This window comes from Sphingobium sp. SG1 (assembly GCF_057063145.1).
Genome location: NZ_JBVVOJ010000009.1, coordinates 118,893 through 144,235 on the forward strand (window position 1 = coordinate 118,893; position 25,343 = coordinate 144,235).

The window sequence follows — 25,343 nt, forward strand, 5'->3', positions numbered from 1 at the left end:
AAGTGGATGAATTGCCGGTGTCGGCGAAACCAAAAGCCATCCGGCGCATTGGCGAGGGATCATTCTTCGACAAGGAGACATGTCTTGCCCAGCGCCCCGCCGCGCACCCGGCCCCTGCTCCATCCGCTTCACGGCCTGCTGCTCGCCTGGCCGGTCGCCCTGTTTCCCGCTGCCCTGCTGTCGGACATCACCTATCTCAACAGTGCCGAAATCCAGTGGAGCAACTTTTCGGCATGGCTGATCACCGGCGCGCTGATCGGCGGCGGCCTGGTACTGCTATGGGCCTTGATCGCGCTAACGCGCGCCAAAGGACCGGCACGCCGGCAGCACGGCCTTTATCTGCTGCTGCTGGCGCTGATGTGGGCCTGCGGGCTCATCAACGCCTTCCAGCATAGCCGCGACGGCTGGAGTTCGGTCGGAACGGCCGGTCTCATCCTCTCCCTCCTCAGCAGCCTGGCTGCCCTTGCCGCGGGCTGGACGGCCTTCGCGGGTTATAGGGAGGTTCGGCCCTGATCGTGCGTGCCTTCATCCTGGGCGCCGGTATCCTGGCGCTTGCCGCCTGCGGGCGCAGCCAGCCCGGCCTTGACCAGACCGGCGACCGGCCGGACCTGCCCGATCAGCGCCAGACATTGCTGCCGCCGATGAAAATCGCGACGCCCGCAGGCTGGGGCAATGAAAAGCCGACGGCACCGGCCGGCTTTAGCGTGACGGCCTTTGCCACGGGGCTCGCCATCCCGCGCCAGATGCTGGTGCTGCCCAATGGCGACATTCTGGTGGCGGAAGGGTCGGGCGGTTCGGCCCCCGCGCTGCGGCCCAAAGATGTCATCGCGACCCAGATCAAGGCCATGGGTAAGACATCGGTCAAGGGTGGCAATCGCGTCACCCTGCTGCGCGATGCCGATGGCGATGGCCGCGCCGAATTGCGCAGTGCGCTCATCACCGGATTGAATGCGCCCTATGGCCTCGCCCTGGTCGAGGGCCAGCTCTATGTCGCGACACAGGACGCGCTGCTGCGCTTTCCCTATCGCGAGGGCGAGACGCGCATCACCATACCGGGCGTCGAAGTGACCAGATTGCCCTCGCGCATAAACCATCACTGGACCAAGTCGCTGGCAGCTGGCCCGGACGGATCGAAACTCTATGTCGGTATCGGCTCCAACAGCAATGTCGGCGAACGCGGCATGGCGGTGGAGGAAGATCGTGCCGTCATCTGGGAGGTCGATCGCCAGTCCGGCATGCATCGCACCTATGCCTCGGGCATCCGCAATCCGACAGCACTTGCCGTTGAGCCGCAGACGCGCCGGCTCTGGGCCGTGGTGAACGAACGCGATGAGCTCGGACCGCAACTGGTGCCCGATTATATGACTTCGGTTCGTCCCGGGGCCTTTTATGGCTGGCCCTACAGCTATTGGGGACAGAATGTCGATCCGCGGGTGCGTCCGCAGCAGCCCGACATGGTGCGACGCGCGATCCGGCCCGATTATGCCCTGGGATCCCATGTCGCGGCACTCGGCATCAGCTTCGCAACCGGCGCCGGTCTTGGCCCGGCCTATGCGCAGGGGGCCTTCGTCGGGCAGCATGGCAGCTGGAACAGGCAGGATCTGGCCGGCTACAAGGTGGTCTTCATCCCTTTCGCCAACGGTCGGCCCGCCGGCAAGCCCCAGGACTTCCTGACCGGGTTCATCAAGGATGGACATGCGCGCGGACGTCCGGTGGGCGTGAGCTATGATGCGGTCCATGGCGCGCTGCTTGTCGCCGATGACCTGTCCAACAGCGTCTGGCGGATAGCCCCAACCCGTCGCTGACATGAGGCAAAGAGCAAGGAGAGAGAAAATGGAGAAACGACAGGAAGACGGGGAAACGGTGACCCATCTCTCGAAAGTCGAGGCGCGCAGCGGATCGCGGACCACCGTGACCCGGTCCATATTGGTAACAAGCCTCGCGCTCGTCATTGCGGTTCTGCTCATCGTGGTTGCGATCGGCTATTTCAGGGCCGACAAGACCGGCGCGGATGAGGTTAACAGCGATAACCGCGCAGGATCGGCCGCCCCCCAGGACTGAAGCCGTCGAGCAATAGCGGTAATATCAGGTTAAATGCGCCAAATGGATGGAAGGAACGCCGTCGTGCGCGGTGACAGGATGGCGAAGTCCGTCTATCCCCAAGTCATGGCCTCCATTTTTTCTCCGGCGCCCACGCACGCGGATTCGCTCAGAGCACGGATAGCCTCTTTTCCGTGGGAGAAAACGGCACTGGGAGCCAAGGCCGACTGGCCAATTTCGCTTCGGACCACGGTCGAGCTCGCGCTCGCCTCGGATTTTCCGATGTTCATCATGTGGGGGGAGGCGCAGATATTCCTCTACAATGATGCCTATGCGCCCTTTTTGGGAGCTCGTCACCCCGCAGCACTTGGCCAATCGATGTGCGATGTCTGGCCAGAGATCTGGTCCGAGCTCTCGCCCCTGATCGATCGAGCCCTTGGCGGCGAGACGGTTTCGGTCGAAGACATGCACCTCGTCATGACCCGCAATGGCGATGCCGAGGATACATGGTGGACCTTCTGCTACATCCGTTGCGCGACGACGCAGGCGATATCGTCGGCGTGCTCGATATAGCGGTGGATGTGACGCAGAAGTTTACGGACGCCCGCAGGATCGAGGAAAAACGGGCAAGGCTGGAGAAAAGCGAAGCGCGTTTCAGCGCATTGGTAAGCGCGACCTCCGACGCAATCTATCAGATGAGCGCCGACTGGCAGGAAATGCGCCAGCTCGACGGACGTGGTTTCCTGATCGACACGCAAGCACCATCTGTTCGCTGGCTTGAGCTCTACATCCCACCGGATGACCAGTCCATCGTGATGGCTGCGATCACCCGCGCCATCGAAGCCAGGGCGCCCTTCATGCTGGAGCATCGCGTACGTCAGGCTGATGGCGCTATTGGCTGGACAGCGTCCCGCGCCGTCCCCATTCTTGACGATGACGGGCAGATCCTCGAATGGTTCGGTACGGCCACCGATGTGACGGCATCGCATCTCTCGCGCGAAGCCCTGGCCACAAGCCGGGAGAAGCTGGAACTCGCCACGCGCGCCGCCCGCCTTGGGCAGTTCGACTATTGGCCACAGACCGGACAGCTTGAATGGGACGATCGCTGTCGCGCCCTCTTCGGCCTGCATCCCGGCGCGCCCGTCAGCTATGAAACCGCCTTTCTGGCGGGCCTGCATCCCGAGGATCGCGAAGGGGCCGACACAGCGGTGCGCGCCGCGCTCGATCCGGCCGGCAGCGGCATTTTCGACACCGAGTATCGGACCGTCGGGATCGAGGATGGGATCGAACGACATATCCATCCTCAGGGCCTGGCAATGTTCGAGGGCCAGGCCCCGATTCGCCTTATCGGTACCGTGCAGGACGTCACCGCCGATCGCCAGGCGCAGGCCAGTTTGCGGGAGGTCGAGGAGCGGCTGCGTCTTGCCGGACGGGCCACCAATGATGCGGTATGGGACTGGAACTTCAGCGACGATCATGTGACCTGGAACATCGCCCTTGAGCATGCCTATGGGCACAGGCTCGAAGATGTCGAACCGACCGGCGAGTGGTGGTTGGACCATATCCACCCGGATGACCGGCATCGGATCAATGACAGCATTCACGCGGTGATCGATGGCGAGGGGACTGACTGGACCGACGAATATCGCTTTGCCCGCAGCGACGGCAGCTATGCCGATGTGCTTGATCGCGGCTATGTTCTGCGTACGCCTGCCGGCGAGCCGCTGCGTATGGTCGGGGCGATGCAGGACATGTCCGCCCGCAAGGCGATCGAGCGGCAGCTTGAGGAGGATCGCCGCAGGCTTGCCGAGGAGGTCGAGACCAAGACGGCCGAGCGCGACAGGGCTGAAGAGGCCCTGCGCCAATCGCAGAAGATGGAAGCGGTCGGCCAGCTGACAGGTGGCCTTGCCCATGATTTCAACAATCTGCTGACGGGCATTTCCGGGGCCCTGGAAATGATGCAGATACGTATCGCGCAGGGCCGGGTCGGCGAAATCGACAAATATTCCGTCGCCGCCCAGGGCGCCGTACGCCGCGCCGCGGCGCTCACCCACCGCCTGCTCGCCTTCTCCCGCAGGCAGACGCTCGATCCCAAACCGGTCAATTCCAATCGGCTGATATTCGATCTGGAAGAACTCATCCGGCGCACGGTTGGGCCGCAGATCGAGGTTGAGACCGTGGGCAAGGCCGGCATCTGGACCACCCTGGTCGATCCCAATCAGCTTGAAAATGCGCTGCTCAACCTCTGCATCAACGCGCGCGATGCGATGCCAGATGGCGGGCGCATCACGATCGAGACCGCAAACAAATGGCTGGACGACGCAGCAGCGCGCGAGCGCGATCTGGAACCGGGCCAATATGTCTCGATCTGCGTGACAGACACCGGCACGGGCATGACGCCAGAGGTGATTTCCCGCGCCTTCGATCCCTTTTTCACGACCAAGCCGCTGGGCGAAGGCACTGGCCTTGGCCTATCGATGATCTATGGATTCGCACGTCAGTCCGGCGGCCATGTGCGGATCTATAGCGAGGTCGGGACGGGTACGACCATGTGCCTCTATCTGCCCCGCCACTTCATGGAAGACGAGGAAAGCGAGGACGCGTCAGTCATTCCATCGCTGAGTGAGCAGGCGGCCAGCAATGAATCACGACGCGGTACGATCCTGGTGGTCGATGATGAGCCCACGGTTCGGCTCCTCGTTGTCGAGATAGCGCAGGAACTGGGCTATGATGTGCAGGAAGCGATGGACGGCCCAGGCGCCATGCGGCTGTTGCAAAATGGCGTGGCAATCGACCTGCTGATCACGGATGTGGGCTTGCCCGGCGGGATGAACGGTCGACAGGTTGCCGATGCCGCACTCAGCCTCCTGCCGGATCTCAAGGTCCTGTTCATTACCGGCTATGCTGAAAATGCCGTCATCGGCAATGGCCAGCTCGCGCCCAATATGGCGCTCGTCACCAAGCCGTTCGCGATGGACGCATTGGCAAAGCGGATTGGCGATATGCTGCCCTGATCCCGCGAGGCGGCAATCGACCGAGCACTGCGCCGCCTCCAATATCAAGAGATCGTCAATCTTGCGGTACGACCGGCGGTCGGCCTGACAAGATTTTGCGGCTGAGTTTCAGGCAAGGCTTCAGGCCGCGACGGATCATGTACAGGGTCTTCCGCGTTCATGGGCAAGCAAAAAGGACAGAGATGATGCTTGCCAACGCCCGCCGTGAAATCCTGACCCGCCCGATCTTCTCCCTCGTCGAGGCAGCCCTGCCCGCTCTTTCCGCTACGGAGAGCGAAGCGATCGAGGCTGGCAACAGCTGGTGGGACGCGGCCCTCTTTACCGGCAATCCGGATTGGGATCAGCTCCTTGCCGTGCCGCCCGCCCGGCTGACCGACGCGGAGCAGGCCTTCATGAATGGCCCTGTCGAACAGCTGTGCGGCATGATCGACGACTGGCGCATGACCTGGGAAACGCACGACCTGTCGCAAGAAGCGTGGGGCTATCTCAAGCAGGAAAAATTCTTCGGCATCATCATTCCCAAGGAACATGGCGGCCTTGGCTTTTCCAATTTCGCCCATAGTGAGATTGTCCGCAAGATCGCGACCCGATCCGTGTCCGCGGCCGTCACCGCCATGGTTCCCAACAGCCTGGGCCCAGGCGAACTCATCCTGCGTTTTGGAACCGAGGAACAGCAGCGCTACTGGCTGCCGCGGCTGGCGGATGGTCGCGAAATTCCTGCCTTCGGCCTGACCAGCCCGGAAGCCGGCTCCGATGCGGCCGCGATGGTCGACGAAGGCGTCATCTGCAAAGGCCAGTGGGCCGGCGAGGAGGTGGTGGGCATCCGCCTCAACTGGCGCAAGCGCTATATCACCCTGGGTCCGGTCGCGACCTTGCTGGGCCTTGCCTTCAAGCTGCGCGATCCTAACCATCTGCTGGGCGGACAGGAGGAGATCGGGATCACGGTCGCACTTGTCCCCACCGACCTTCCCGGCGTCTCGATCGGGCGCCGGCATATCCCCTCGATGCAGAGTTTCCAGAACGGCCCCAATGAGGGCCATGACGTATTCATCCCGCTCGACAACATCATCGGCGGCCCAGATCGCGTCGGCCAGGGATGGAAAATGCTGATGAGCGCGCTGGCGGCCGGCCGGGGCATTTCCCTGCCCTCCCTGTCTGCAGCAGCCGGCGCCTTTGCGGCTCATACGACCGGCGCCTATGCGCGGGTGCGCTCCCAGTTCAACCTGCCGATCGGCAAGTTCGAGGGGATACAGGAGCGGCTGGCGCGGATCGCGGCCAATGCCTATCTGCTCGATGGCGCGCGCCGCCTTACCTGCGCGGGGCTCGATCAGGGGAACCACCCCGCCGTCATTTCCTCGATCCTCAAGCTGCATGCGACCGAACGCATGCGGACCGTCATCAACGACGCGATGGACGTGCATGGCGGCAAGGGCGTGATCGACGGGCCCAATAATTATCTCGGCAACCAGTATCGCGCGATCCCGGTCGGGATCACGGTCGAGGGCGCCAATATCCTCACCCGCAGCCTGATGGTATTCGGCCAGGGCGCGATCCGCTCCCACCCCTATCTTCTCAAGGAGATTCGCGCGGTCGCAGATGCCAATCGCGGGCGGGCGCTGGCGCAGTTCGATGATGTGCTGTGGAAGCATGTCGGCCACGCGCTCAAGACCGCGATCCGCGCCTTCGCGCGCAACTGGACCGGCGGCCTGTTTGCGCCAGCGCCCAAGGCCGGGCGCGCGACCCGCTATTATCGCCAGATGAGCCGCTATGCCGCGGCCTTTGCCTTCATATCCGACATATCCTTCCTGACCCTGGGCGGCGAGCTCAAGCGGCGGGAACTCCTCTCTGCCCGGCTGGGCGACATACTGTCGGAACTCTATCTTCTTTCCGGCGCGCTCAAGCGCTGGGAGGATGAAGGGCGACAAGATGATGACCTTCCCCTGCTCGCCTGGTGCATGGAGAGCGGCTTTGCCACGATCGAGCAAAGGTTCGTCGAGATCATCGAGAATTTCCCCGCGCGGCCCGTGGGCTGGATGCTGCGCCTGTTCATCCTGCCGTTCGGCCGCCGTCGCCATGGCCCGACCGACCGGACCATCCGTCAGTGCGCGCAGATCATCCTGGAGCCCTGCCCAGCGCGCGAACGGCTGATCGACAATGTCTTCATCGGCGGCCCCGAAGAACCCGTCGCCCGCCTGACCGAAGCCTTCCGCCTGATGGTCGATACCCAGCCGATCCACGACCGGCTGCGCAAGGCGCGGATCAAGGATTGGGCCAAAGCGCGCGAGCGCGGCCTGCTGTCGAGCGCAGAGCTGGCGCAGCTTGAAGAGGCAGATCGCGCGGTCGCGGACGTCATCGCCGTCGATGATTTCGCGCCCGAGGATCTGCGGCGCAATGCTGCTGCATCGGACCTGGCGCAGGCCGCCGAATGAGCCGGCCGGTCTATATTGTCGATGGCGCCCGCACGCCCTTTCTCAAAGCGCGTGGCGGCCCCGGTCCGTTCACGCCTGTCGACCTGGCGGTACAATGTGGGCGCCCCCTCCTGCTAAGGCAGAAATTTGCCCCCACGGACTTCGATCAGGTCATATTGGGGTGCGTCAATGTCATCGCCGATGAAGCCAATCCCGCGCGCGTCGCTGCCCTGCGTCTGGGCTGCGGGACGCAGACGACCGCCTTTACCGTTCAGATCAATTGCGGTTCGGGCATGCAGTCGATGGACACTGCCTACCGCTATATCGCCGATGGCGGCAGCGACCTCATCCTGGCCGGCGGTGCCGAAGCGCTCAGTCACGCCCCCCTCGTGTTTCGCCAGGATGCCGTCCAATGGTTCGCCGCGATGCAGGGCGACAAGAACAACCCCTTGGCCTCGCTGAAAGCGGCCAGCGGATTTCGTCCCGACTTCCTCAGGCCCATCATCGGACTGGAACGCGGCCTCACTGATCCCATCACCGATCTTGGCATGGGCCAGACCGCCGAAATATTGGCGCACCTCTTCTCCATATCGAGGGCGGAGGCGGACGCTTATGCCGTCGAAAGCCACAAGCGTCTTGCCCGGGCGCAGGCGGAGGGATGGCTGGAGGGGGAACTTCTTCCCGCCTTTGCGAGGGATGGAACCGTATATTCCCAGGATGATGGCGTGCGGCCCGACAGCAGCACAGAGAAGCTCGCGACGCTGAAGCCGGTTTTCGAGCGCCCTTATGGGAAGGTCACTGCGGGCAATAGTTCGCAGATCAGCGACGGCGCCTGCTGGACCATCCTCGCCTCGCAAGAGGCGGTCGAGCGCCATGGCCTTATGCCCCGTGCGCGGATCGTCGACAGCCAGTGGTCGGCGCTTGATCCAGCCATCATGGGCCTGGGTCCGGTGCTCGCCTCGACGGCACTCCTCAAACGCAATGGCCATGGATTGGCAGACATCGACCTGTGGGAATTGAATGAAGCCTTCGCTGCGCAGGTGCTGGCATGCCTTGCCGCATGGGAGGACGAAGCATTTAGTCGCAGCATATTGGGCCTTGAGGGGGCGGCCGGGCGCATCGATCCCTCGCGCCTCAATGTCGATGGCGGCGCGATTTCCCTGGGGCACCCGGTGGGCACGAGTGGCACGCGGATCGCGCTGCATCTGGTCCAGGCGATGGAGCGGCTCGGGCTGAGGCGCGGCATCGCCACCGAATGCATCGGCGGCGGCCAGGGCGGCGCCATGTTGATCGAACGGCTATGAAGGAGGCCATGATGAACGATCCTGTCTGGTCCTTTCTTGCCGATCGCGATCTGGAGACCGGTCCCGCGCCCCATCGCTCGGAGGCCCTGCATCACTGGCGCTTCACGCGCGATGCCCAAGACATTGGCTGGGCTATCCTCGATCAACAGGGAACGGAAACCAATGTCCTGTCCCAGGCCGTGCTCGAGGAGCTTGGCCATATACTCGACATGATTGCCGACCGTGCGCCCCGGGCGTTGGTCATTCGATCCGGCAAGAAACAGGGCTTTCTTGCGGGCGCAGACATCAGCGAGTTTCGTGACATGCGCGACGAAGCGATGGTGCGGGACCGAATCGCCGCCGCGCATGCGATCGTCGACCGGCTCGAAGCACTGACCTTGCCGACCATTGCGGTCATGCACGGCTATGCCATGGGTGGCGGCCTCGAGGTTGCCCTGGCATGTAACCAGCGCATTGCCATCGAAGGGACAAGGTTCGGCTTCCCCGAAGTGCAGCTTGGCCTGCATCCGGGGCTCGGCGGCACGGCGCGCTTCACCCATTTATGCGACCCGATCGTGGCGATGGAACTGATGATGACCGGCAAGTCGATCGATACCAAGCGCGCGAAAGACATGGGGCTGGTCGATGCGGTCGTTCCTGAACGCCACGTCCACGCCGCCATCAAGGCCGCAGTTGCAGGAGATATGGACCAGGGCCGGCAGGCATTGCTGGACCTACTGAAGGACGCCGCGCCAGTCCGCCATCTGGCGGCGCGGCAGATGCGCAGCCAGGCGGAAGCCAAGGCACCCCTGGCCCATTATCCCGCGCCCCATGCGCTCATCGACCTGTGGGAAACTCATGGTGGCGACCAGGAGGCGATGAAACAGGCGGAGATCACTTCCTTCGCACATCTCATGATGAGCAATAGCGCGCAAAATCTCATCCGCGCTTTCTTCCTGCGCCAGAAGCTCAAGGGACTGGCGGGGCCAGGTGAAAAGACGATCGCCCATGTCCATGTCATCGGCGCGGGTGCGATGGGCGGCGACATCGCGGCCTGGTGCGCCTGGCGCGGTCTTCGCACCAGTATTTCCGACGAGAAGCCCGAGCCGATTGGCGCTGCTCTTGGCCGAGCCGCGAAACTGTATGAAAAGCTCGCCCATGGAGATCGGCTCAAGGTTCGCGATGCGCTGGATCGGTTGATCCCTGACCCGGATGGTGCGGGCATCGCCAAGGCCGACATTCTGATCGAGGCAGTCCCGGAAAAGGTTGATCTCAAGCGGACCCTCTATGCGCGCGCCGAGCCACGCATGAAGGATGGCGCAATCCTGGCGACCAACACCTCCTCCATTCCCCTTGAGCAATTGCGCGAGGGGTTACGCCATCCCGAGCGGCTGATCGGCATCCATTTCTTCAATCCTGTGTCGCGGCTCGATCTGGTCGAGCTCATCAGCCATGACGGGGTCGATCCGCAGGTCGAGGCAGGCGCAAGAGCCTTTATCGGCATCATCGGCAAGCTGCCGGCCCCGACCCGTAGCGCCCCCGGCTTCATCGTCAACCGGATCCTTACCCCCTATCTGGTCGAGGCGATGACGATGATGGACGAGGGCATCGCGCCCGAGACGATCGACAGGGCGGCAATGGATTTCGGCATGCCCATGGGCCCGCTGGAACTTGCAGATCAGGTCGGCCTCGATATCGGCCTTGCGGTTGCCGCCATGCTCAAGCGAGAACTGGACTGGCCCATGCCTGCCACGCCGCAATGGTTGGCAGACAAGGTCTCGGCGGGTCAGTTGGGCCGGAAAGCCGGGAAAGGCATATATGCCTGGAAGGACGGCCATGCGGTCAAGAACAGCGCCCCGCAGCCCCCGCCGGAGATGGCGGACCGCCTCATCATGCCGATGCTCAACATGGCGGCCGCGACCCTGCGCGAGCAGGTGACCGACGATCCAGATATCATCGACGCTGCCATGATCTTCGGCACCGGATTTGCGCCCTTCCGCGGCGGACCGCTCCATTATGCCCACGCACGCGGGATTGGCGAAGTCAAAGCCGTGCTGGAAGGGCTGCGCGAAGCCCATGGCGAGCGGTTCCGGCCCGATCCGGGCTGGGACATGCTGCAATGAGGACCGGCGGGACCCGTCCTCTCGAACTTCGCTCGGCAGAGGAGGTCGCCGACCGCATCATCGCTCGCACTGACGGGCATATCGTCCTTGGCCTGCCATTGGGCCTGGGCAAGGCGCCTCATATCGTCAATGCCCTCTTCGCCCGTGCCAGCGCTGATCGCGCCATCAGGCTGCGTATCTTCACGGCGCTCACCCTCGAGCAGCCCTCGCTTGGCACGGACCTCGAGCGTCGTTTCCTCGAGCCCGTGTTCGAGCGGACAATGGGCGGATATCCGCGCTTTGCTTATGCGCAGGCGCAGCGTGCGGGCGATATGCCGGCCAATATCGAGGTGAATGAATTTTTCTTCCAGGCCGGCAGCCGGCTCGGCAATGGAGATGCACAGCGCCACTATATTGCAGCCAACTATACACATGCGATGCGCTATCTGATCGACCAGGGCGTCAATGTCGTGGCGCAGATCGTCGCGCGACGGGGAAACAGCTATAGCCTGAGCTGCAATAGCGACATGACCCTCGACCTGCTTGCCGAGCGCGATCGGGGCCGGGCCGATTTTGCCCTGATCGGTCAGGTCAATGACGAATTGCCCTTCATGCGCGGTCCGGCCGAAATCCCGTCCGACCGGTTCGCAATCATTCTCGACAGCGCGCAGACACGCTTTCCCCTCTTCGGGCCGCCACGGCAGCCCGTAAGCCCTGCCCAGCACGCCATCGGAGCTCATGTGGCCGCGCTGATAGCCGATGGCGGCTCGCTTCAGATCGGCATCGGCGCGATCGGCGACGCGATCGCCCACAGTCTGATCCTCCGGCAGGAACGGCCGGATGCCTATCGCGCAACGCTTGACCGGCTGGGCGCTCCCAAGCCATGGGAAATGGGCCCGTTTGAGGAAGGCTTATATGCGCCGACCGAGATGCTGGTCGACTGTTTCCTCGATCTCATAAGGGCCGGCATCGTCAAGCGTGAAGTCGATGGCGCGATCGTACATGGCGGCTTTTTCGTTGGCCCGCGCAGCTTCTACGCCGCGTTACGGGACATGGATGAGGATCTGCGCGATCGCATCCATATGCGTGAGATCAGCTATATCAATGCGCTGTTCGGCAACGAAGCGGCCAAGCGAAAGGCCCGGCACAAGGCCCGCTTCGTCAACAGCGCCATGATGGTCACGCTGCTGGGCGCCACGATCTCGGACGGACTTGAAGATGGCCAGGTCGTCAGCGGCGTGGGCGGGCAGTATAATTTCGTCGCGCAGGCGCTCGAGCTCGACGGCGCGCGTTCGATCATCACCCTGCCTGCCACCCGGCGTCACAAGGGCGAGAGACAGTCCAATATCGTCTGGAGCTATGGCCATGAAACCATCCCGCGCCATTTGCGCGATATGGTCGTGACCGAATATGGCGTGGCGGACCTGCGCGGCCAAAGCGATGAGCAGGTCATCCAGCGCCTGATCGCCATCGCCGACAGCCGCTTTCAGGGCGAACTTGTGGAAAAGGCCCGGTCCGCGGGCAAGATAGCGCCCGACTGGGACATTCCCGAAGCGTACAGGGATAATCTGCCCGAGCGGATCAGCGCGGCCATGCCCAAGGAGACATTTCCGTCCTTCCCGTTCGGCACGGACTTTACGCAGATCGAGCAGCGGCTGCTGCCGGTAATGCAATATCTGGCAGACCATGCGACCAGGCCCGCCCAACTGGCCGCCCTGATTGCCCGCGGCCTGCGCAGTGGTCAGCCCGACGAAGCGGAATTGGCCGCACTCGAGCGCATGGGGCTGGATGCGCCCCATGGCGTCAGGGAGCATAGCTATCGCGCGCTCATCCTGGGAGCCTTGCGCAGTGCCGGACAGTAAGGACAGGAAAGAGGCGACCGGGCCAGGCGTCGCTTCGACAGACAGGGGAATGGAGCAGATGAAGGACGGCAAGGATAGCCCGCACCCCGATCTTGACGCAGAAGAGGCCGCCCATGTCGAGGAGCGTAGTACGGGTTCGGCAAAGGTCGTCCATGAGGTCGTGCGGCTCCAGGGTGAGGAAGAGCTGGATCGACCGATCCTCGCACTCATGCTTTCCGGCCTGGCCGCCGGCCTCGCTATCACCCTGTCGCTCATGTCCGAACTGTTCCTGCGGGCAAGGCTGCCCGACACGGACTGGGCGCCCCTCATCTACCTGCTGGGCTATCCGGTCGGGTATCTGATCGTGATCATGGGGCGGCTCCAGCTCTTTACCGAAAGCACGGTCACAGCGGTGCTGCCGGTCGCGACCCGTCCGAGCCTTAGCAATCTGGGCCGTCTGGTGCGCCTGTGGGCCTGCGTGCTGGCGGGGAATCTTGTCGGCGTCACGCTCGTAAGCGCGCTGATGGCCGGTGAGATCATCATCACGCATGAACAGCGCATCGTGGCGCTCGATATTCTCGCAAAGCTCGAATGGCAGGACTGGTCGAAAACCCTGATGCTCGGCATTCCGGCGGGCTTCATCATGGCCGCGATTGCCTGGGCCCTGCCCAATGCCAAAGGCAGCGAATTCTGGGTGATCTTCCTTCTGACCTATGTCATCGGCCTTGGCGGCTTTTCGCATGTCGTCACCGGTTCTTCCCAGATCAGCTTCCTCTGGTTGAGCGGCGAGGTCAGTTTTCAGCAGGCCTGGTTCGGCTTCTCTCTGCCTGCACTCATTGGCAATATCATCGGTGGTAGCGGCCTGTTCGCGGTCCTAGCCCATGGGCAGATGCGAAGCGACCTGACCGAAGGGGGATAGCGTTCGGTTTCAACCGTCGCCGGCAGGCAGAACTGCGCGCAGAGACTTCTCGATTTCCCCGCCGCAATAGGCCTCGCCATAGCGCGTCACGCTTCTTGCCTCGAGCCTCGCCAGGGCAGGATGAGCGCGCAGACGCTGGACCAGACCCATCGTTGCAGGCGCATGTTGGGAGAGCATGGCAGCGATTGCGCCGAAGCGGCTGGCCATGGTGCCCCATAATGTCACGGTCACGATATCGGCCAGATCTGGCTTTGCGGTGCCGAGCATGAAACCCTTTCCAGCTTCAAGGCCGCTGCTTGTGCCCACAGCCTCCCAGATGCGCATCCATTTCACCAGCCGAGGAATAAAGCTGGCCCATCGATCCTCCGTCCACATCTGCCGGCCGCCATCCAGCGTCAGTTCGTCAATGATATCATTTGCGTCATTGACGAGCTTGACCGTCAAGGCGCGTTCGCGGGTACAGCCATGCACAAGGTCAAGACGCTCTGCCAGATAGACCATGATTGCTGGCATCTGAGACAAGGCAAATCCGGTTTCATTATCAACCAGGAGGGGTGGTCCCATGAAGGGCACCGGCTGATCCTCCAGAGCCATTTGCATGAGCGCGGCGATCTCACCCTCCTCATGTTCGTTCCAGCTCTTGCCCGCAAAGGCAAGCGCGGCCCGGATGAACTGTCCGCGGAATGGCAATGGCCAATAATAGAGCTCGAAATCCTTCTCCACCCTCATCCCTCCTTTACGTCCGTGCTTCTGCCAGAAGGCTTTCCTGGGCATATTGGTTGCCATGGGAATCTTGCTGGCAACCTCCGGGCTGTAATGGTGCACAGGAACACAGTGGCGGAGTTCGCGTTCTCCAATATGAGCTATCAGCAGTTTCCAGCAGCAGTTTCGGGGGGCAGCCAGGCGATGAGACCGAAGCTTCGATGGGGGACATAGCCTCAAAGAAGGTCTTCTCCGCCAGTGATAGTGCAGTTGCGCAGGGAGCTTGGGACGCATGTCGAATGAAATAGGTTCGGTTCGGCAATGGGATGAGGGGGACCTGATGGAAGCCTTTCTTCTCATTCAAAGCGAGCGCCATACCAGTGACGACCAGATAATTTTTGCAGAAATGCGGCGCCGTGCCGGTGGCGGCGCACGTGAGCAGCGCGATGCTTCTAACCGGCCTCGACTGTGGAACTTCGAGCCGGACCGGCCTCTGTTCTGAGATATGGTCGCCAGCCCGGCGCGCGCCAAAGGCGAGGCGTTGCCGGGCCGGGACACCTCAACCCGCTGCAAGCCTGTCAGGCGAAAAGCGGTCTGTCATTTCGGCGAGCGCCCGCCCACTCACCCAGGCGGATTGCGATCTGATCGTGCCCCCCACGTTTTGCGTCGTAAAGCGCTTCATCTGCCAGCCGGTAGAGCGTGCCAAAGTCAACGCGGGATGCCGAGGCCGTTACACCGATACTCACCGTCACCATGCGATTGCCGATGATGTCGCCATGGCTCAGATCGGCCAAGGTTCCGCGCAGGGTTTGTGCAAATTGCTCGATGTTCCCAACTTCAGCTCCTGTGACCATCATCGCAAACTCCTCCCCGCCCAGACGACATACGGCACAGGAGGAGTTTTCATGCTGCGCGATGCAGCGGCCCATAGCTGCCAGAACGTGATCGCCAGCCTCATGACCATAGACATCGTTGATCGACTTGAACCAATCGACGTCGATCAGGAGCAAAGCGACCAGCGCGCCTGATACAGGCAAGCCTTCAAGCATGCTGCCGGTTCTTTCCATGAAACCCCGTCGGTTTGGCAACCCTGTCAGAACGTCGCGGCGGGCAAGCTCATGGGCCTTAGCCTCTGCGAGCCGCGCGACATCTCGTTCCATCCGCAACCGGGCATGAGCACGCGAAGCGGCAGCGGAGAGCCACAATGTTTGCCAAGCCGCTGCGAACAGGACGAGAATTTGCGACCCACCGCCCCAGAACATGGCGTCCGCGTCGAAGAAGCTGGTCGACGCAAGGACGATCATTGGCAGTGCCCAGGCCCCACCCAGGCTCCGCGCCGCGCTGCTTCCCCGTCGCCATGCCTGGCCAATACAGGATGCGACCGCCGTCAGATTGGCCAGGACCAAAAACCCCAGCAGATTGCCGAGCATGTCGAACGGCCCGGAACGCATCAGCGAAAGCGGGATGCCCAATGCGCACACGCTTGCGGTGAGGCCCAGGGCGGTGCGCCTCAACCCCGCATCGAGATGCTGTTTTTCAAGAGCAGTGACGGCGCTCAAAGTGGCAAGCGTAATAGCGAGACAGGAGAGACCAGTGCAGATTTGCGCCGATACCGCGCCCGCCATGGAGGGAAAGAAGAACAGATGAAGTTGCGACCAGCACGCCCCCCATATGACCATGCAGCATGCCCATGCGGCCTGCCAGCCGGCATGTTGCTGACGGACGGCAAGAGCCAGTGAGGCGTTATAAATCGCGCCCACAATCAGCAGAACGAGCGCAGCACCGGTCAAGGTAGCCAGGCCAGTTGTCTGGGTGGCTTCTTCACCGCGCTCGACAAGCCTCATCCGCAGGAGATGCGCGCTCGCCACTTTGTCAAATCTCAAGGTGAAGGCCACGACAGGAACGTCGCGATAGGGCGCGCGGAACGCGAGTTGGCCGCCAGCTCTCCAATAAGTCCCGAAATTGCCGCTCCGGACATGTTGCTGCTCGACGGCACCGTCACGATAGATGAAGCGCACGACCAGTCGATCAAATCGAGAGCTGTGGATGATCAGCGACAGATCCTCATGATCGCGCGAGCCCTGGGGCAAGGCGGCGTGGAGCCACAATGTGCCCTTCTGATAGCCATCAGGTTCACCATTGCAGGCAAAATGGGAGGGGCGCGTGTCGTCAGGGGCAATCGACCGGCTCACTGCATGACACAGAGGATCGCCAATGCGTAGCAATTCAGCGCGCGCGGGCTGAGCCCCGCCCAGGATCAGCAGTGCGATCGAGAGCATGGCGCAGCAAATCGCCAGCCCATGTCGGGTTAGTCCCCTGGTCAGAATCCGCGCATTCATCGCGGCCCCTCTAGCATGAAAATGCCCGAAAATACTGGGCACATGGCCACTGGCTCACCTGCGGGCAGCGATGCACCCGGCTCGCGTCAACACTCACCATGAACTGACGGAGGCGGAAAAACATCTCACGATCACAAAACAAGAAATTTAATCCAAGTTAAAACGCAAGGCCATCATGTTGCGGCGGACGGCCTCATGAAAATCCCATCACAAAATCCATGACGATATCGAAATAAATATTGCGAATGCTCTACCATCTACGCCTTCTGCCTTAATAGACCTTAGCTATGGCGCTCTGGTAGTGTCAAAATTGCAACATCAGCATTATTGTTTTCGCATGCGGCAACCCCGGTGCATGCCCTTTAGTTTGAGCCTCGTGGAAATAATCAAACAGGGACGTACATCATGAATAAGATCATTCTCCCATTGCTGGGCTGCCTGGCACTGCCGACTGCGGCCATGGCCCAGGACGACACCGCACCCGATGGCAGCAAAGCCTTCGGTATCGAACCCTATGTCGGCATTCTCGGCGGTTATCACACTTTCGACCGCGGCACCGAGTTCGGCAGCGTTCCGGGCGAGACGATCATGAACGGCGCCCTGATCAGCGGCATCGCGGGCGTGAATGTGCCGCTCGGGCCTGTGTTCGTCGGGGTGGAAGGAAACGCCTCGAAGGGCTTTAGCGACATCGATTGGGAATATGGCGTGAAGGGCCGTGTAGGCGCCCGCGCAGGCGAGAGCGGTTTGATCTACGCCTCGGCCGGCTATCAGTGGGTCAATGGCAAAGGCGGCTGGCCCGACGAGAAGGACTGGATGTACGGCGCGGGTGTCGAAGTGGGGCCAAAGGAGATCGGCCTCGGCGGTGTCACTGGCAGCAGCGGCGTGCGCCTGCGCGTGCAGGTCGACACCTATGATTGGGACAGTTTCCGTCCCATGGCTGGCGTCATTTTCCACTTCTGAAATTACCACACAGTTCCAGGGGAAGGAGTAAGACATGGCCTTCCCCCAGGACGCAAAGGCCGATCGCATAGCCGCTTGTGGGCCGCATTCGCCTTGAGTGGAAGATGGCCGCTGCCATGGGGTAGAGCGGGCAACTACAGCGAGCCCGTTCTCCCGTTCAGCCAGAATGTGCTGGGCTGATCCACTTGATGTGGAGATTATCTTCCCGCACCGTGAACCCGTTGAACACCAAGGCGTTTTGCGTGGGCTACTGCACTCGTTGCAGGATTTTGGAGGCTTGCGCGTGACGATTGAGGTTCGCTTTCCCGATGGCAGCCGTCGAGATGTGCCGAGCGAACTTCGTATTCTGCACGCAGGCAGCGTGAACGAAGAGCCGGCATTCTGGCATGTACCGCTTAACTGCGATTCCTATTGGCGTTATGCGTTTGACGGCGTGCATTGGAATGCACGCCCCAGAACGGGTGGCCTTGCCATGTTCCGCAGTCCGGCCATCGAGTGGTGGCGGGGCATCGTAACAATGTCGGACGAAGCGGCTTTGGGGCAGGAACAGTGTCTTCTGGTCGCCGTCAACGCCTGATGGCCTATGACTTCTCTTGAACAGCGCGAGGCGATGCGCTCACAATTGTGTCAGCATATTCTATGTGAGCCGCTGCCAGGCTTCTTCCATCGCATCGCGCAGTTGCGCCGCCCAGAAGGATTGCCCCTCGCCTTGGGAAATAAGGTCCTGCCTGACCTCGATTTCAGCGTAGCGAAGATCATTTGAAAGGGCGTGGAAGGGCATGCTGTAATCGGTTTCATCCATGGCATAGGGAGCATTGTCGCCGACCTCGATCGGCAACCGGCGCAGCGCGTCCAGCAGGCAGGTCGCAAAATCGATCCGGCCGGCGGCGTGCAAGACGCCCACCGACCAAGGGCGCCTGATCTCGTCCAGTATCGGGGTGAAACTATGGAGCGCGAGCAGGATTGTCTCCTGCCCCGCTGCCAACCGAGCAGAGATCATTTCTGAAATGCCGGCATGATATGGAGCATGGATTGAGGTGACACGCGCCAGCCTGTCGGTTTCAATCAAACCCTGATTGCCACCGATATCGGTCCCATCGGAAGACGCAGGTATCGCGTCGTCGCGCGCGGGATCGCGATTACAGTCGATCACCAATCGCGAATAATTCTGGAAGATGAAAGGGGCATCGAGGAGGCGCGCCAGTTCCAGGCCCATTTCTCTCACGCCTATGTCGATTGCGATATGCCGAGACCAATCGGCCGGGCCTACGCCGAGATCAGCCAGGGCCGAAGGAATTGCCAGCCCTGCATGATCTCCGGTCAGGAGGAACGGGGAGCAGCCCTCAGCGTTGACGATGGTGGACGGCGCAGGATCGCCTGGACCCAGCAGATTCACGGTCTCTCCCTGACCATCGGGAATTTCCTTTCATGCCGTTGCTGACAATCGAACATGTGACGACTTATCGCTATCAGCAACCTGTGTCGCTGGGCGAACATCGCATCATGATGCGGCCGCGCGAGGCCTTCGACCAGCGACTGCTCCGGGCGCGGCTCGATATCGATCCCGCACCTGCCGAATTGCGCTGGCTGCATGACGTCTTCGGAAATTCCGTGGCAATTGCTCTGTTCGACAAACGCACATCGCATTTGATCGTCACGAGCGAGGTCACGCTTGAACATGCGCCCTTGACGCAGCAGCAGGTCGCCGTCGAACCCTATGCCCGGCTGTTCCCCTTCACATATTCGTCGGAAGACATGCCCGATCTGCTGCGTTCGATCGAACGCAACCATCTCGATTCCGAGCGGATCGTCGACAATTGGGTCCGAGGTTTCGTCAGCAATCATGGTGATACCGCGACTGTCGATCTCCTGACCCGGATCGCGACAGGCATCCAGCGTGACTTCACCTATGTCCCACGACATGAAAAAGGCACGCAGTCGCCCATGGAGACGTTGCGCAAGCGGCAGGGGACCTGTCGCGATTTCGCCGTGCTGATGATCGAGGCTGTGCGGGCGCTGGGTTTCGCCGCCCGCTTCGTGTCGGGCTATGTCTATAATCCGTCGCGCAGCGAAGGGCTGGTCGGCGGCGGCAACACCCACGCATGGGTCCGCATCTTCCTGCCCGGATCTGGTTGGGTGGAGTTCGATCCGACAAATGGCATCATCGGCAATCGCGGCCTGATCCGCGTAGCGATCGCGCGCGACCCGTATCAAGCGCTGCCGCTGTCAGGCACCTGGTTCGGTTTGCCTGCCAGCTTCCTGGGGATGGACGTGACGGTCAACGTCCGGCGTGCTGATCCGGACCTGTTTCCTCTCTCTGGCCATGGCGCCATCAACAGCCGGTGTGCCGGCAATCAAGAAAAGAATCCGACATGCTGATCCGGTGCGGCTACGATATTGAGTTTTCGACCGAAAGACGGACGGCGATGATGGCCTTGCTCAGCCTGCATCCTTCGCGTCACCAGGATCTACGAACGCCCCAGCGGCTGATAGCGAGTCCTGACATTCCACTTTATCAGTTCGAGGATGGGTTCGGCAATGTCGCCACCCGGCTCACCATCCCGCCGGGCAACGTCCGCTTGTCTTGTGACTTCGTGATTGAAGACAGCGGTGATCCCGACGACAGATCGCCCAGCGGTGCTCAGTTGCCAGTCGAAGAACTTCCAGATGCCGTCATGCCTTTTCTGCTGGGCAGCCGCTATTGCGAGACAGACCGTTTGATGGATGTCGCATGGGCTCAATTTGGTCATCTGGCTGGTGCCAGAGAACGTGTCGAGGCAATCGTGGATTTCGTGCACTGCCATATCGAATTTGGCTATCAGCATGCCCGCGCCGACAAGACGGCCTGGAATGGCTATCAGGAGCGAAAGGGCGTGTGTCGTGACTTCGCCCATCTCGCAATAGCCTTGTGCCGCTGCATGAACATCCCAGCACGATATTGTACCGGCTATCTGGGAGACATCGGCGTGCCGCCGGTAGATGCTCCGATGGATTTTAGCGCGTGGTTCGATGTCTATATCAACGGCGCCTGGTACACATATGACGCGCGGCACAATCGCCCGCGCATCGGCCGGATCCTGATGGCCCGGGGGCGCGACGCCACCGACGTAGCCTTGACGACGGCCTTTGGGCCGGCGAAGCTGGTGCGATTTCAGGTGCATACTCAGGAAGTGACCTCCCTTGACTGAGCCAGACGATCCGCTCCTGCAACGCTGGACTGGTCCGCTCGGCGCGCCGCCTTTTGCGCGCATACGGGATGAGCAGTTTCTTCCTGCAGTCATCACCGCCATCGCCTGGCATGAAGCTGAACTTGATGCGATTTGTGAGCAGAGCGCGCCTGCTACCTTTGAAAACACGATCGCTGCGCTGGAGCGGTCAGGCGAGCCGCTCGCGCGCGTCCGCCGGTTGTTCTGGGCTCTATCCTCGGCAAGGGGCACGTCGACCATCCGTGAGGTGGAGGCGGAAATTTCGGCTCGTCTGAGCGCGCATGCCGTTGCCATCAGCCATAATGATCAGTTGGTAGCGCGCATCTTCGCCGTTCATGCTTCACGGCACGAGAGCGGCCTGACACCGGAACAGGTCCGGCTCGTGGAGGACAGCTATGCAAGCTTCCTGAAAGGCGGTGCGGCACTGACGAGGGCTGGTAAGCAACGCTTTGCCGCCATCGAGGCTCGCCTGTTTGCCCTATCGGTTCAATTCGGGCAGAATGTGCTTGCCGCCACAAGCGCATGGGTGCTCGATCTGGAGCAGAATGAGCTTGAGGGCTTACCCCCCGCAATATGCGAGGCGGCCGCGGCGCGAGCAGCAGCAAAGGGGCACGAGGGCCGCTATCATATAACGCTTGATCGCACCGACCTGGAGGCATTTCTGACCTTCTCGAGAAGGCGCGATCTACGCGAAGCCCTATGGCGGGCCTTCACCTCGCGTTGCGACGGTGATGAATATGATAATTGGTCGGTCATTGCGGAAATCCTGGCGTTGCGCAGGGAACGGGCCGCCCTGCTAGGTTATGCCGACCATGCGCATTACGCGCTTGCCGACAGCATGGCGCATGATCCTGCAGCGGCGAGCGCGCTGATGCGCCAACTGTGGGCGCCGGGAAAACGCCGCGCAGCGGAAGAAGCGGCAGAATTGCAGAAGTTGATTGATGGGGAGGGCGGCGATTTCCGTCTCGCGCCTTGGGACTGGCGTTTTTACGCGGAGCAGGTGCGGCGCGCGCGTTACGCGCTCGATGCGGCTGCGGCTGCAGAGCATTTGCGGCTTGATGCGGTGCGACAGGCAGCGTTCGATACAGCCAGCCGACTTTACGGCCTCCGCTTCACCAGGCGAGCGGACATAGAAGGTTACCACCCGGATGTCTGGGCTTGGGAGGTGACGGACGGCGACGGGAGCGCAGTGGGCCTGCTCTTCACCGACTATCTGGCCCGACCGGAAAAACATGGTGGCGCCTGGATGGGAAGCCTTCGGGTGCAAGAGGAGATGGATGGTGACGTGCGCCCGATCGTCTATCTTGTTGCCAATTTCGCCCCTGCTCCGCCACCCGACCAAGGGGCGACCCGTCTATCGATTGATGAGGCACGCACCCTGTTTCATGAATTCGGCCATGCATTGCACGGGCTCCTCTCGAGCGTTACCTACCCCAGTCAGTCCGGAACGGCTGTTGCTCGCGACTTCGTAGAGTTTCCCAGCAAATTCATGGAAAACTGGATTGTGAGCCGGCAGGTGCTTGCAGGTCTTGGAATGCCGGAGGATCTAATCTCTGCCATTCGCGAGGCGGAGGCTTACGGCCAGGGTTTTGCGACCGTAGAATTGATCGGTTGTGCATTAATCGACCTTGCCGTCCACCAGAAATCGGAGGCCCAGTTGGATCCGCGCGCGATTGTTGCGGCGGAGCTTGACGCGCTGGGAATGCCATCCGATGTCGGACTGCGCCACCGCTTTCCTTATTTTACCCATATCTTCGATGGCGGCTATTCAGCAGCCTATTATAGTTATGCCTGGTCCGAGGCATTGGATGCCGATGCTTTCGAGAAATTTGTCGAAGCAGGTGATATATTTGACCCCAGGCTCGCGTCGCAATTCCGCGACGAGATACTCGCTACAGGAAACAGTCGGGATCCCATGGCTTCTTTCCAGGCCTTCCTGGGGCGTGCACCCGACGGAACGGCTTTGATGCGAGCAAGGCATCTTCTCGATGCTTGAACGACCCAGATGGCCATTCCGTCAGAAGGCGATCGCCAGTTGAGGCTGTAACGCGCCTTCCCGTCCATCGTCCTGCACAACGCAATCTACCGCGAACATATAGGCCACGCAGGCGCGTGCCTGCTGCGCCCAAGCAATGGCAGCAGACCTCTTGTCAGGCGGCAATGGTCAGCGGAGTGGCCATATCCTGCCCGGCCTGCATTACCTCATCGGTATGGACTTTGAAGGCGGCCAGGCGCATCGATCCGAACGCCGTTGTCAAAGCGGTATCGGCGGCGTCCCGTCCGCACGCCATCAGGATTCGCCCTATGCGGGGGATGCGATGCCTTGCGTCGAAACTGTGCCACTCTCCACCGAGATACGCCTCGAACCAGGCATGGAAGTCCATCGGGACATCAACTGGATCGACGCCGATATCGCCAAGATATCCGCTGCAGTAGCGTGCAGGAATATTCATGCACCGGCACAAGGCCACCGCAAGATGGGCAAAGTCCCTGCATACGCCGACCCGCTCATTATATGCTTCCCAGGCGGTCCTGGTGCACCGCGCATATCGATAGCCATAGGTCAGATGCTGATGCACGAAATCGACGATGGACTGCACCCGCTCCCATCCCGGCGCGATATGACCGAAATGATACCAGGCTTTCTGGCAGAGGAGATCGGTCTCGCAATAGCGACTGCCCATGAGATAGATTAGGACATCCGAGGGCAGATCCCGGACTTCATGCTGGATTGCCGATGGAATCTGACGATCATGTACGCCGCTATCGGCAATCGTGAAATCGCATGACAGAGTGGTACGGCCTGCCGGCAGGGTCATGCGAGTGCAAATGTTGCCGAACGTGTCGCGGTAATCATGGGTCGGGATCGGGGCGCTCGTCCTGATCCTGTGAGGCGTTCGAAGATCGGGAAATCTGGACGGCCGGATCGTGAGGAGGGAAATCAATGGCGTAGGAGCGCCCGTTTCCAGAACCAGTTCATAGCCAGCACGAATGAGCATATGTGACTTTCAAATTCGAGACGCGATCTTGAAGTGCAAAGTCGCAACCCAGCCGATAGTTTCTTCGCCAGGAGCTGTTTCGACAAATATGGTTCGCCATTGCGCGCTTCCCAGCCTTCATTGTAGAGTAACCATCTTCCGCCCGCAGCTCCACGAGGGATCAAGCGGCTATCCTGACGGGCAAGAGATCTTGATCATCCGCATGCAATATCGGGTCGCTTCTCGCTTCCGCGATCTCATCGCCCGACCAGCCCCTGATCATGCCAACGCCGCACAATATCTCGCCGGGGGGGCGGCGTCGGCTCGAGGCTGCGCCTGGCGATCAGTCTGAAGGAGCCACCCTTGGAAAAGAGGGGCGCTCAGTCGTCGGGAATGGCCGGATTTTTCGTCCCTGGCGCGCCGGGCATCAAGGCTCCATCAGCGTCCCTATTTTCTGCAGGTCCCGTCCGTTGAACCGGCGGTGCATCGGCACGCTGCGATCCTTCTTGGCTGTGAACCGGCCTGTTCCTGGGACGCTCGGTTTCCAAGCGTCGCTCGTCATCCGCATGGTGACCATTTGCCTGTGTCGTCGTGGTTTGCGGTTGTGCCATCGTCGCGATAGCCAGGACGAATATCCACATGATCGTTCCTCTCACGTCTCCATAACCTCTCCAATCTCCGTTGGAGCGACGTGGTTCCGGCTTTTTCCTGTTCGCGGTGCCGCAAGGCGTATGTGAGGGCGTCGAGCACAGGAGCTAGCCAGCTGCAGTTACGCTCGGGCCGCCGCGGTTCGCGGTCATTCTCCATGGGCGCAAGTAGCCAATTGCCCAGGTGTCTGGCAGCATAAGCCTTATGTTTGCGGCGATCGGATCCTGCGACGCTTCTGGCCGTTGACTGGTCATCCGCACACCTACAGAAATTTATTCCAAAGGAGTCGCCATGTCGCTCAGCGGCCGTACGATCGCTCTTCTCATCGCTCCGCGCGGTACGGAAGAAGTCGAATTTGTGGAGCCCATGAACGCCCTCAAGGAGGCCGGAGCGCGCGTCCAGGTGATTGGCCTTCAATCTGGCCAGGCACAGACAAATGTTCATGATCTCGATCCAGGCGGCGAATATGCCGTCGACATGAATTTTTCCGAGGCGGATCCAGCATGTTTCGATGGCCTGGTCATTCCCGGCGGCAGCGTGGGGGCCGACAAATTGCGGGCCAGCCGCGGCGCGATTGCCTTCGTTAAGGCCATTTTCGATGGTGGAAAACCAATTGGCGCGATCTGTCACGCGCCCTGGCTTCTGATTGAAGCCGGGATTGCCAATGGTCATTCGCTCACCTCCTTCCCCTCGATCAAGACCGACATCGAAAATGCCGGCGGCCGCTGGGTAGATCAGGAAGTCGTGATTGATGGCCAATGTATCACCAGTCGCAGTCCTGACGACCTGCCGGCATTTTGTGCTGCGCTCGTGGACGCATTTGCAGATGCGCCATCGCGCTGAATGGGTTCGAGAATGGGCGGCAATGTGGCCGCCGCCAATATTTCAAGAGGGTAAGGGTCG

General features: G+C 61.4%; 21 protein-coding genes. 17 read left to right on the forward strand and 4 right to left on the reverse strand.

Annotated elements, in window-relative coordinates:
• The first annotated feature begins 84 nt into the window (after nucleotides 1–84).
• The 10 genes from AC0KVN_RS18665 (at nucleotide 85) to AC0KVN_RS18710 (ending at nucleotide 13,607) form a co-directional block, all read left to right on the forward strand.
• Nucleotides 85–513 carry a DUF2231 domain-containing protein gene (locus AC0KVN_RS18665; RefSeq protein WP_483656267.1) on the forward strand — a complete coding sequence of 143 codons (429 nt, stop codon included), beginning with the start codon at nucleotides 85–87 and terminating at the stop codon, nucleotides 511–513.
• Nucleotides 510–1,805 carry a PQQ-dependent sugar dehydrogenase gene (locus AC0KVN_RS18670; RefSeq protein WP_483656324.1) on the forward strand — a complete coding sequence of 432 codons (1,296 nt, stop codon included), beginning with the start codon at nucleotides 510–512 and terminating at the stop codon, nucleotides 1,803–1,805. Before AC0KVN_RS18665 ends, AC0KVN_RS18670 begins: the two co-directional genes overlap by 4 nt.
• Nucleotides 1,806–1,833: 28 nt before the next feature.
• Entirely contained in the window at nucleotides 1,834–2,061 is a 228-nt protein-coding gene (locus AC0KVN_RS18675; RefSeq protein WP_010336640.1) for a hypothetical protein, read from the forward strand.
• Between the two features lie 63 nt (nucleotides 2,062–2,124).
• Nucleotides 2,125–2,613 carry a hypothetical protein gene (locus AC0KVN_RS18680; RefSeq protein ID WP_483656268.1) on the forward strand — a complete coding sequence of 163 codons (489 nt, stop codon included), beginning with the start codon at nucleotides 2,125–2,127 and terminating at the stop codon, nucleotides 2,611–2,613.
• On the forward strand, nucleotides 2,547–5,054 hold the full coding sequence (locus AC0KVN_RS18685; RefSeq protein WP_483656269.1) for a PAS domain-containing protein: 2,508 nt from the start codon (nucleotides 2,547–2,549) through the stop codon (nucleotides 5,052–5,054). The genes AC0KVN_RS18680 and AC0KVN_RS18685 overlap by 67 nt, the downstream gene beginning before the upstream one ends.
• 182 nt (nucleotides 5,055–5,236) lie before the next feature.
• Nucleotides 5,237–7,483, forward strand: coding sequence for an acyl-CoA dehydrogenase (locus AC0KVN_RS18690; protein ID WP_483656270.1), 2,247 nt, complete (start codon nucleotides 5,237–5,239; stop codon nucleotides 7,481–7,483).
• Complete coding sequence (locus AC0KVN_RS18695) at nucleotides 7,480–8,766, forward strand: acetyl-CoA C-acetyltransferase (RefSeq protein ID WP_483656271.1); 1,287 nt, start codon at nucleotides 7,480–7,482, stop codon at nucleotides 8,764–8,766. The genes AC0KVN_RS18690 and AC0KVN_RS18695 overlap by 4 nt, the downstream gene beginning before the upstream one ends.
• Before the next feature lie 8 nt (nucleotides 8,767–8,774).
• On the forward strand, nucleotides 8,775–10,868 hold the full coding sequence (locus AC0KVN_RS18700) for a 3-hydroxyacyl-CoA dehydrogenase NAD-binding domain-containing protein (RefSeq protein WP_483656272.1): 2,094 nt from the start codon (nucleotides 8,775–8,777) through the stop codon (nucleotides 10,866–10,868).
• Nucleotides 10,865–12,709, forward strand: a complete 1,845-nt coding sequence (locus tag AC0KVN_RS18705) for an acetyl-CoA hydrolase/transferase C-terminal domain-containing protein (RefSeq protein ID WP_483656273.1) — start codon at nucleotides 10,865–10,867, stop codon at nucleotides 12,707–12,709. Before AC0KVN_RS18700 ends, AC0KVN_RS18705 begins: the two co-directional genes overlap by 4 nt.
• Nucleotides 12,710–12,758: 49 nt before the next feature.
• Complete coding sequence (locus AC0KVN_RS18710) at nucleotides 12,759–13,607, forward strand: formate/nitrite transporter family protein (protein WP_122928548.1); 849 nt, start codon at nucleotides 12,759–12,761, stop codon at nucleotides 13,605–13,607.
• Nucleotides 13,608–13,616: 9 nt separating this feature from the next.
• Here AC0KVN_RS18710 and AC0KVN_RS18715 read toward each other — a convergent pair whose 3' ends face one another.
• A complete protein-coding gene (locus tag AC0KVN_RS18715) occupies nucleotides 13,617–14,336 on the reverse strand; it encodes a glutathione S-transferase (protein WP_483656325.1) in 720 nt (239 codons plus the stop codon).
• Between the two features lie 265 nt (nucleotides 14,337–14,601).
• Here AC0KVN_RS18715 and AC0KVN_RS18720 point away from each other — a divergent pair, with 265 nt between their 5' ends.
• Nucleotides 14,602–14,811, forward strand: coding sequence for a hypothetical protein (locus tag AC0KVN_RS18720; protein ID WP_080727019.1), 210 nt, complete (start codon nucleotides 14,602–14,604; stop codon nucleotides 14,809–14,811).
• A 76-nt stretch (nucleotides 14,812–14,887) separates the two neighbouring features.
• Here the strand turns inward: AC0KVN_RS18720 and AC0KVN_RS18725 are convergent, their stop codons facing one another.
• Entirely contained in the window at nucleotides 14,888–16,648 is a 1,761-nt protein-coding gene (locus tag AC0KVN_RS18725) for a GGDEF domain-containing protein (protein WP_483656274.1), read from the reverse strand.
• Between the two features lie 405 nt (nucleotides 16,649–17,053).
• Here AC0KVN_RS18725 and AC0KVN_RS18730 point away from each other — a divergent pair, with 405 nt between their 5' ends.
• Together AC0KVN_RS18730 and AC0KVN_RS18735 are read left to right on the forward strand one after the other, a co-directional pair.
• Entirely contained in the window at nucleotides 17,054–17,608 is a 555-nt protein-coding gene (locus AC0KVN_RS18730; RefSeq protein ID WP_483656275.1) for an outer membrane protein, read from the forward strand.
• 283 nt (nucleotides 17,609–17,891) lie between these two features.
• On the forward strand, nucleotides 17,892–18,185 hold the full coding sequence (locus AC0KVN_RS18735) for a hypothetical protein (RefSeq protein ID WP_483656326.1): 294 nt from the start codon (nucleotides 17,892–17,894) through the stop codon (nucleotides 18,183–18,185).
• A 60-nt stretch (nucleotides 18,186–18,245) separates the two neighbouring features.
• Here the strand turns inward: AC0KVN_RS18735 and AC0KVN_RS18740 are convergent, their stop codons facing one another.
• Nucleotides 18,246–19,004 carry an N-formylglutamate amidohydrolase gene (locus AC0KVN_RS18740; RefSeq protein ID WP_483656276.1) on the reverse strand — a complete coding sequence of 253 codons (759 nt, stop codon included), beginning with the start codon at nucleotides 19,002–19,004 and terminating at the stop codon, nucleotides 18,246–18,248.
• A 32-nt stretch (nucleotides 19,005–19,036) separates the two neighbouring features.
• Here AC0KVN_RS18740 and AC0KVN_RS18745 point away from each other — a divergent pair, with 32 nt between their 5' ends.
• From AC0KVN_RS18745 to AC0KVN_RS18755, 3 genes are read left to right on the forward strand one after another with little or no spacing between them, the layout of a single operon-like run.
• Entirely contained in the window at nucleotides 19,037–19,987 is a 951-nt protein-coding gene (locus AC0KVN_RS18745) for a transglutaminase family protein (protein ID WP_483656277.1), read from the forward strand.
• On the forward strand, nucleotides 19,981–20,796 hold the full coding sequence (locus tag AC0KVN_RS18750) for a transglutaminase-like domain-containing protein (RefSeq protein WP_483656278.1): 816 nt from the start codon (nucleotides 19,981–19,983) through the stop codon (nucleotides 20,794–20,796). Before AC0KVN_RS18745 ends, AC0KVN_RS18750 begins: the two co-directional genes overlap by 7 nt.
• The gene (locus AC0KVN_RS18755; RefSeq protein ID WP_483656279.1) at nucleotides 20,789–22,810 is read left to right on the forward strand and encodes a M3 family metallopeptidase; all 2,022 of its coding nucleotides are present in this window, start codon (nucleotides 20,789–20,791) and stop codon (nucleotides 22,808–22,810) included. Before AC0KVN_RS18750 ends, AC0KVN_RS18755 begins: the two co-directional genes overlap by 8 nt.
• Before the next feature lie 154 nt (nucleotides 22,811–22,964).
• Here AC0KVN_RS18755 and AC0KVN_RS18760 read toward each other — a convergent pair whose 3' ends face one another.
• Nucleotides 22,965–23,813, reverse strand: a complete 849-nt coding sequence (locus tag AC0KVN_RS18760) for a transglutaminase-like domain-containing protein (protein ID WP_483656280.1) — start codon at nucleotides 23,811–23,813, stop codon at nucleotides 22,965–22,967.
• 918 nt (nucleotides 23,814–24,731) lie between these two features.
• On the opposite strand from AC0KVN_RS18760, the gene AC0KVN_RS18765 reads away from it, so the two are divergent.
• Complete coding sequence (locus tag AC0KVN_RS18765; protein ID WP_483656281.1) at nucleotides 24,732–25,283, forward strand: type 1 glutamine amidotransferase domain-containing protein; 552 nt, start codon at nucleotides 24,732–24,734, stop codon at nucleotides 25,281–25,283.
• Nucleotides 25,284–25,343: the final 60 nt, after the last annotated feature.

Excerpts from the sequence above, each read along its gene's own strand:
- AC0KVN_RS18690 (WP_483656270.1), top strand. The coding sequence starts at position 5,237 with ATGATGCTTGCCAACGCCCGCCGTGAAATCCTGACCCGCCCGATCTTC.
- AC0KVN_RS18710 (WP_122928548.1), top strand. The coding sequence starts at position 12,759 with ATGGAGCAGATGAAGGACGGCAAGGATAGCCCGCACCCCGATCTTGAC.
- AC0KVN_RS18745 (WP_483656277.1), top strand. The coding sequence starts at position 19,037 with ATGCCGTTGCTGACAATCGAACATGTGACGACTTATCGCTATCAGCAA.
- AC0KVN_RS18705 (WP_483656273.1), top strand. The coding sequence starts at position 10,865 with ATGAGGACCGGCGGGACCCGTCCTCTCGAACTTCGCTCGGCAGAGGAG.
- AC0KVN_RS18715 (WP_483656325.1), bottom strand. The coding sequence starts at position 14,336 with ATGAGGGTGGAGAAGGATTTCGAGCTCTATTATTGGCCATTGCCATTC.
- AC0KVN_RS18695 (WP_483656271.1), top strand. The coding sequence starts at position 7,480 with ATGAGCCGGCCGGTCTATATTGTCGATGGCGCCCGCACGCCCTTTCTC.
- AC0KVN_RS18760 (WP_483656280.1), bottom strand. The coding sequence starts at position 23,813 with ATGCTCATTCGTGCTGGCTATGAACTGGTTCTGGAAACGGGCGCTCCT.
- AC0KVN_RS18750 (WP_483656278.1), top strand. The coding sequence starts at position 19,981 with ATGCTGATCCGGTGCGGCTACGATATTGAGTTTTCGACCGAAAGACGG.
- AC0KVN_RS18675 (WP_010336640.1), top strand. The coding sequence starts at position 1,834 with ATGGAGAAACGACAGGAAGACGGGGAAACGGTGACCCATCTCTCGAAA.
- AC0KVN_RS18725 (WP_483656274.1), bottom strand. The coding sequence starts at position 16,648 with ATGAATGCGCGGATTCTGACCAGGGGACTAACCCGACATGGGCTGGCG.
- AC0KVN_RS18685 (WP_483656269.1), top strand. The coding sequence starts at position 2,547 with ATGGTGGACCTTCTGCTACATCCGTTGCGCGACGACGCAGGCGATATC.
- AC0KVN_RS18730 (WP_483656275.1), top strand. The coding sequence starts at position 17,054 with ATGAATAAGATCATTCTCCCATTGCTGGGCTGCCTGGCACTGCCGACT.
- AC0KVN_RS18700 (WP_483656272.1), top strand. The coding sequence starts at position 8,775 with ATGATGAACGATCCTGTCTGGTCCTTTCTTGCCGATCGCGATCTGGAG.
- AC0KVN_RS18765 (WP_483656281.1), top strand. The coding sequence starts at position 24,732 with ATGTCGCTCAGCGGCCGTACGATCGCTCTTCTCATCGCTCCGCGCGGT.
- AC0KVN_RS18720 (WP_080727019.1), top strand. The coding sequence starts at position 14,602 with ATGTCGAATGAAATAGGTTCGGTTCGGCAATGGGATGAGGGGGACCTG.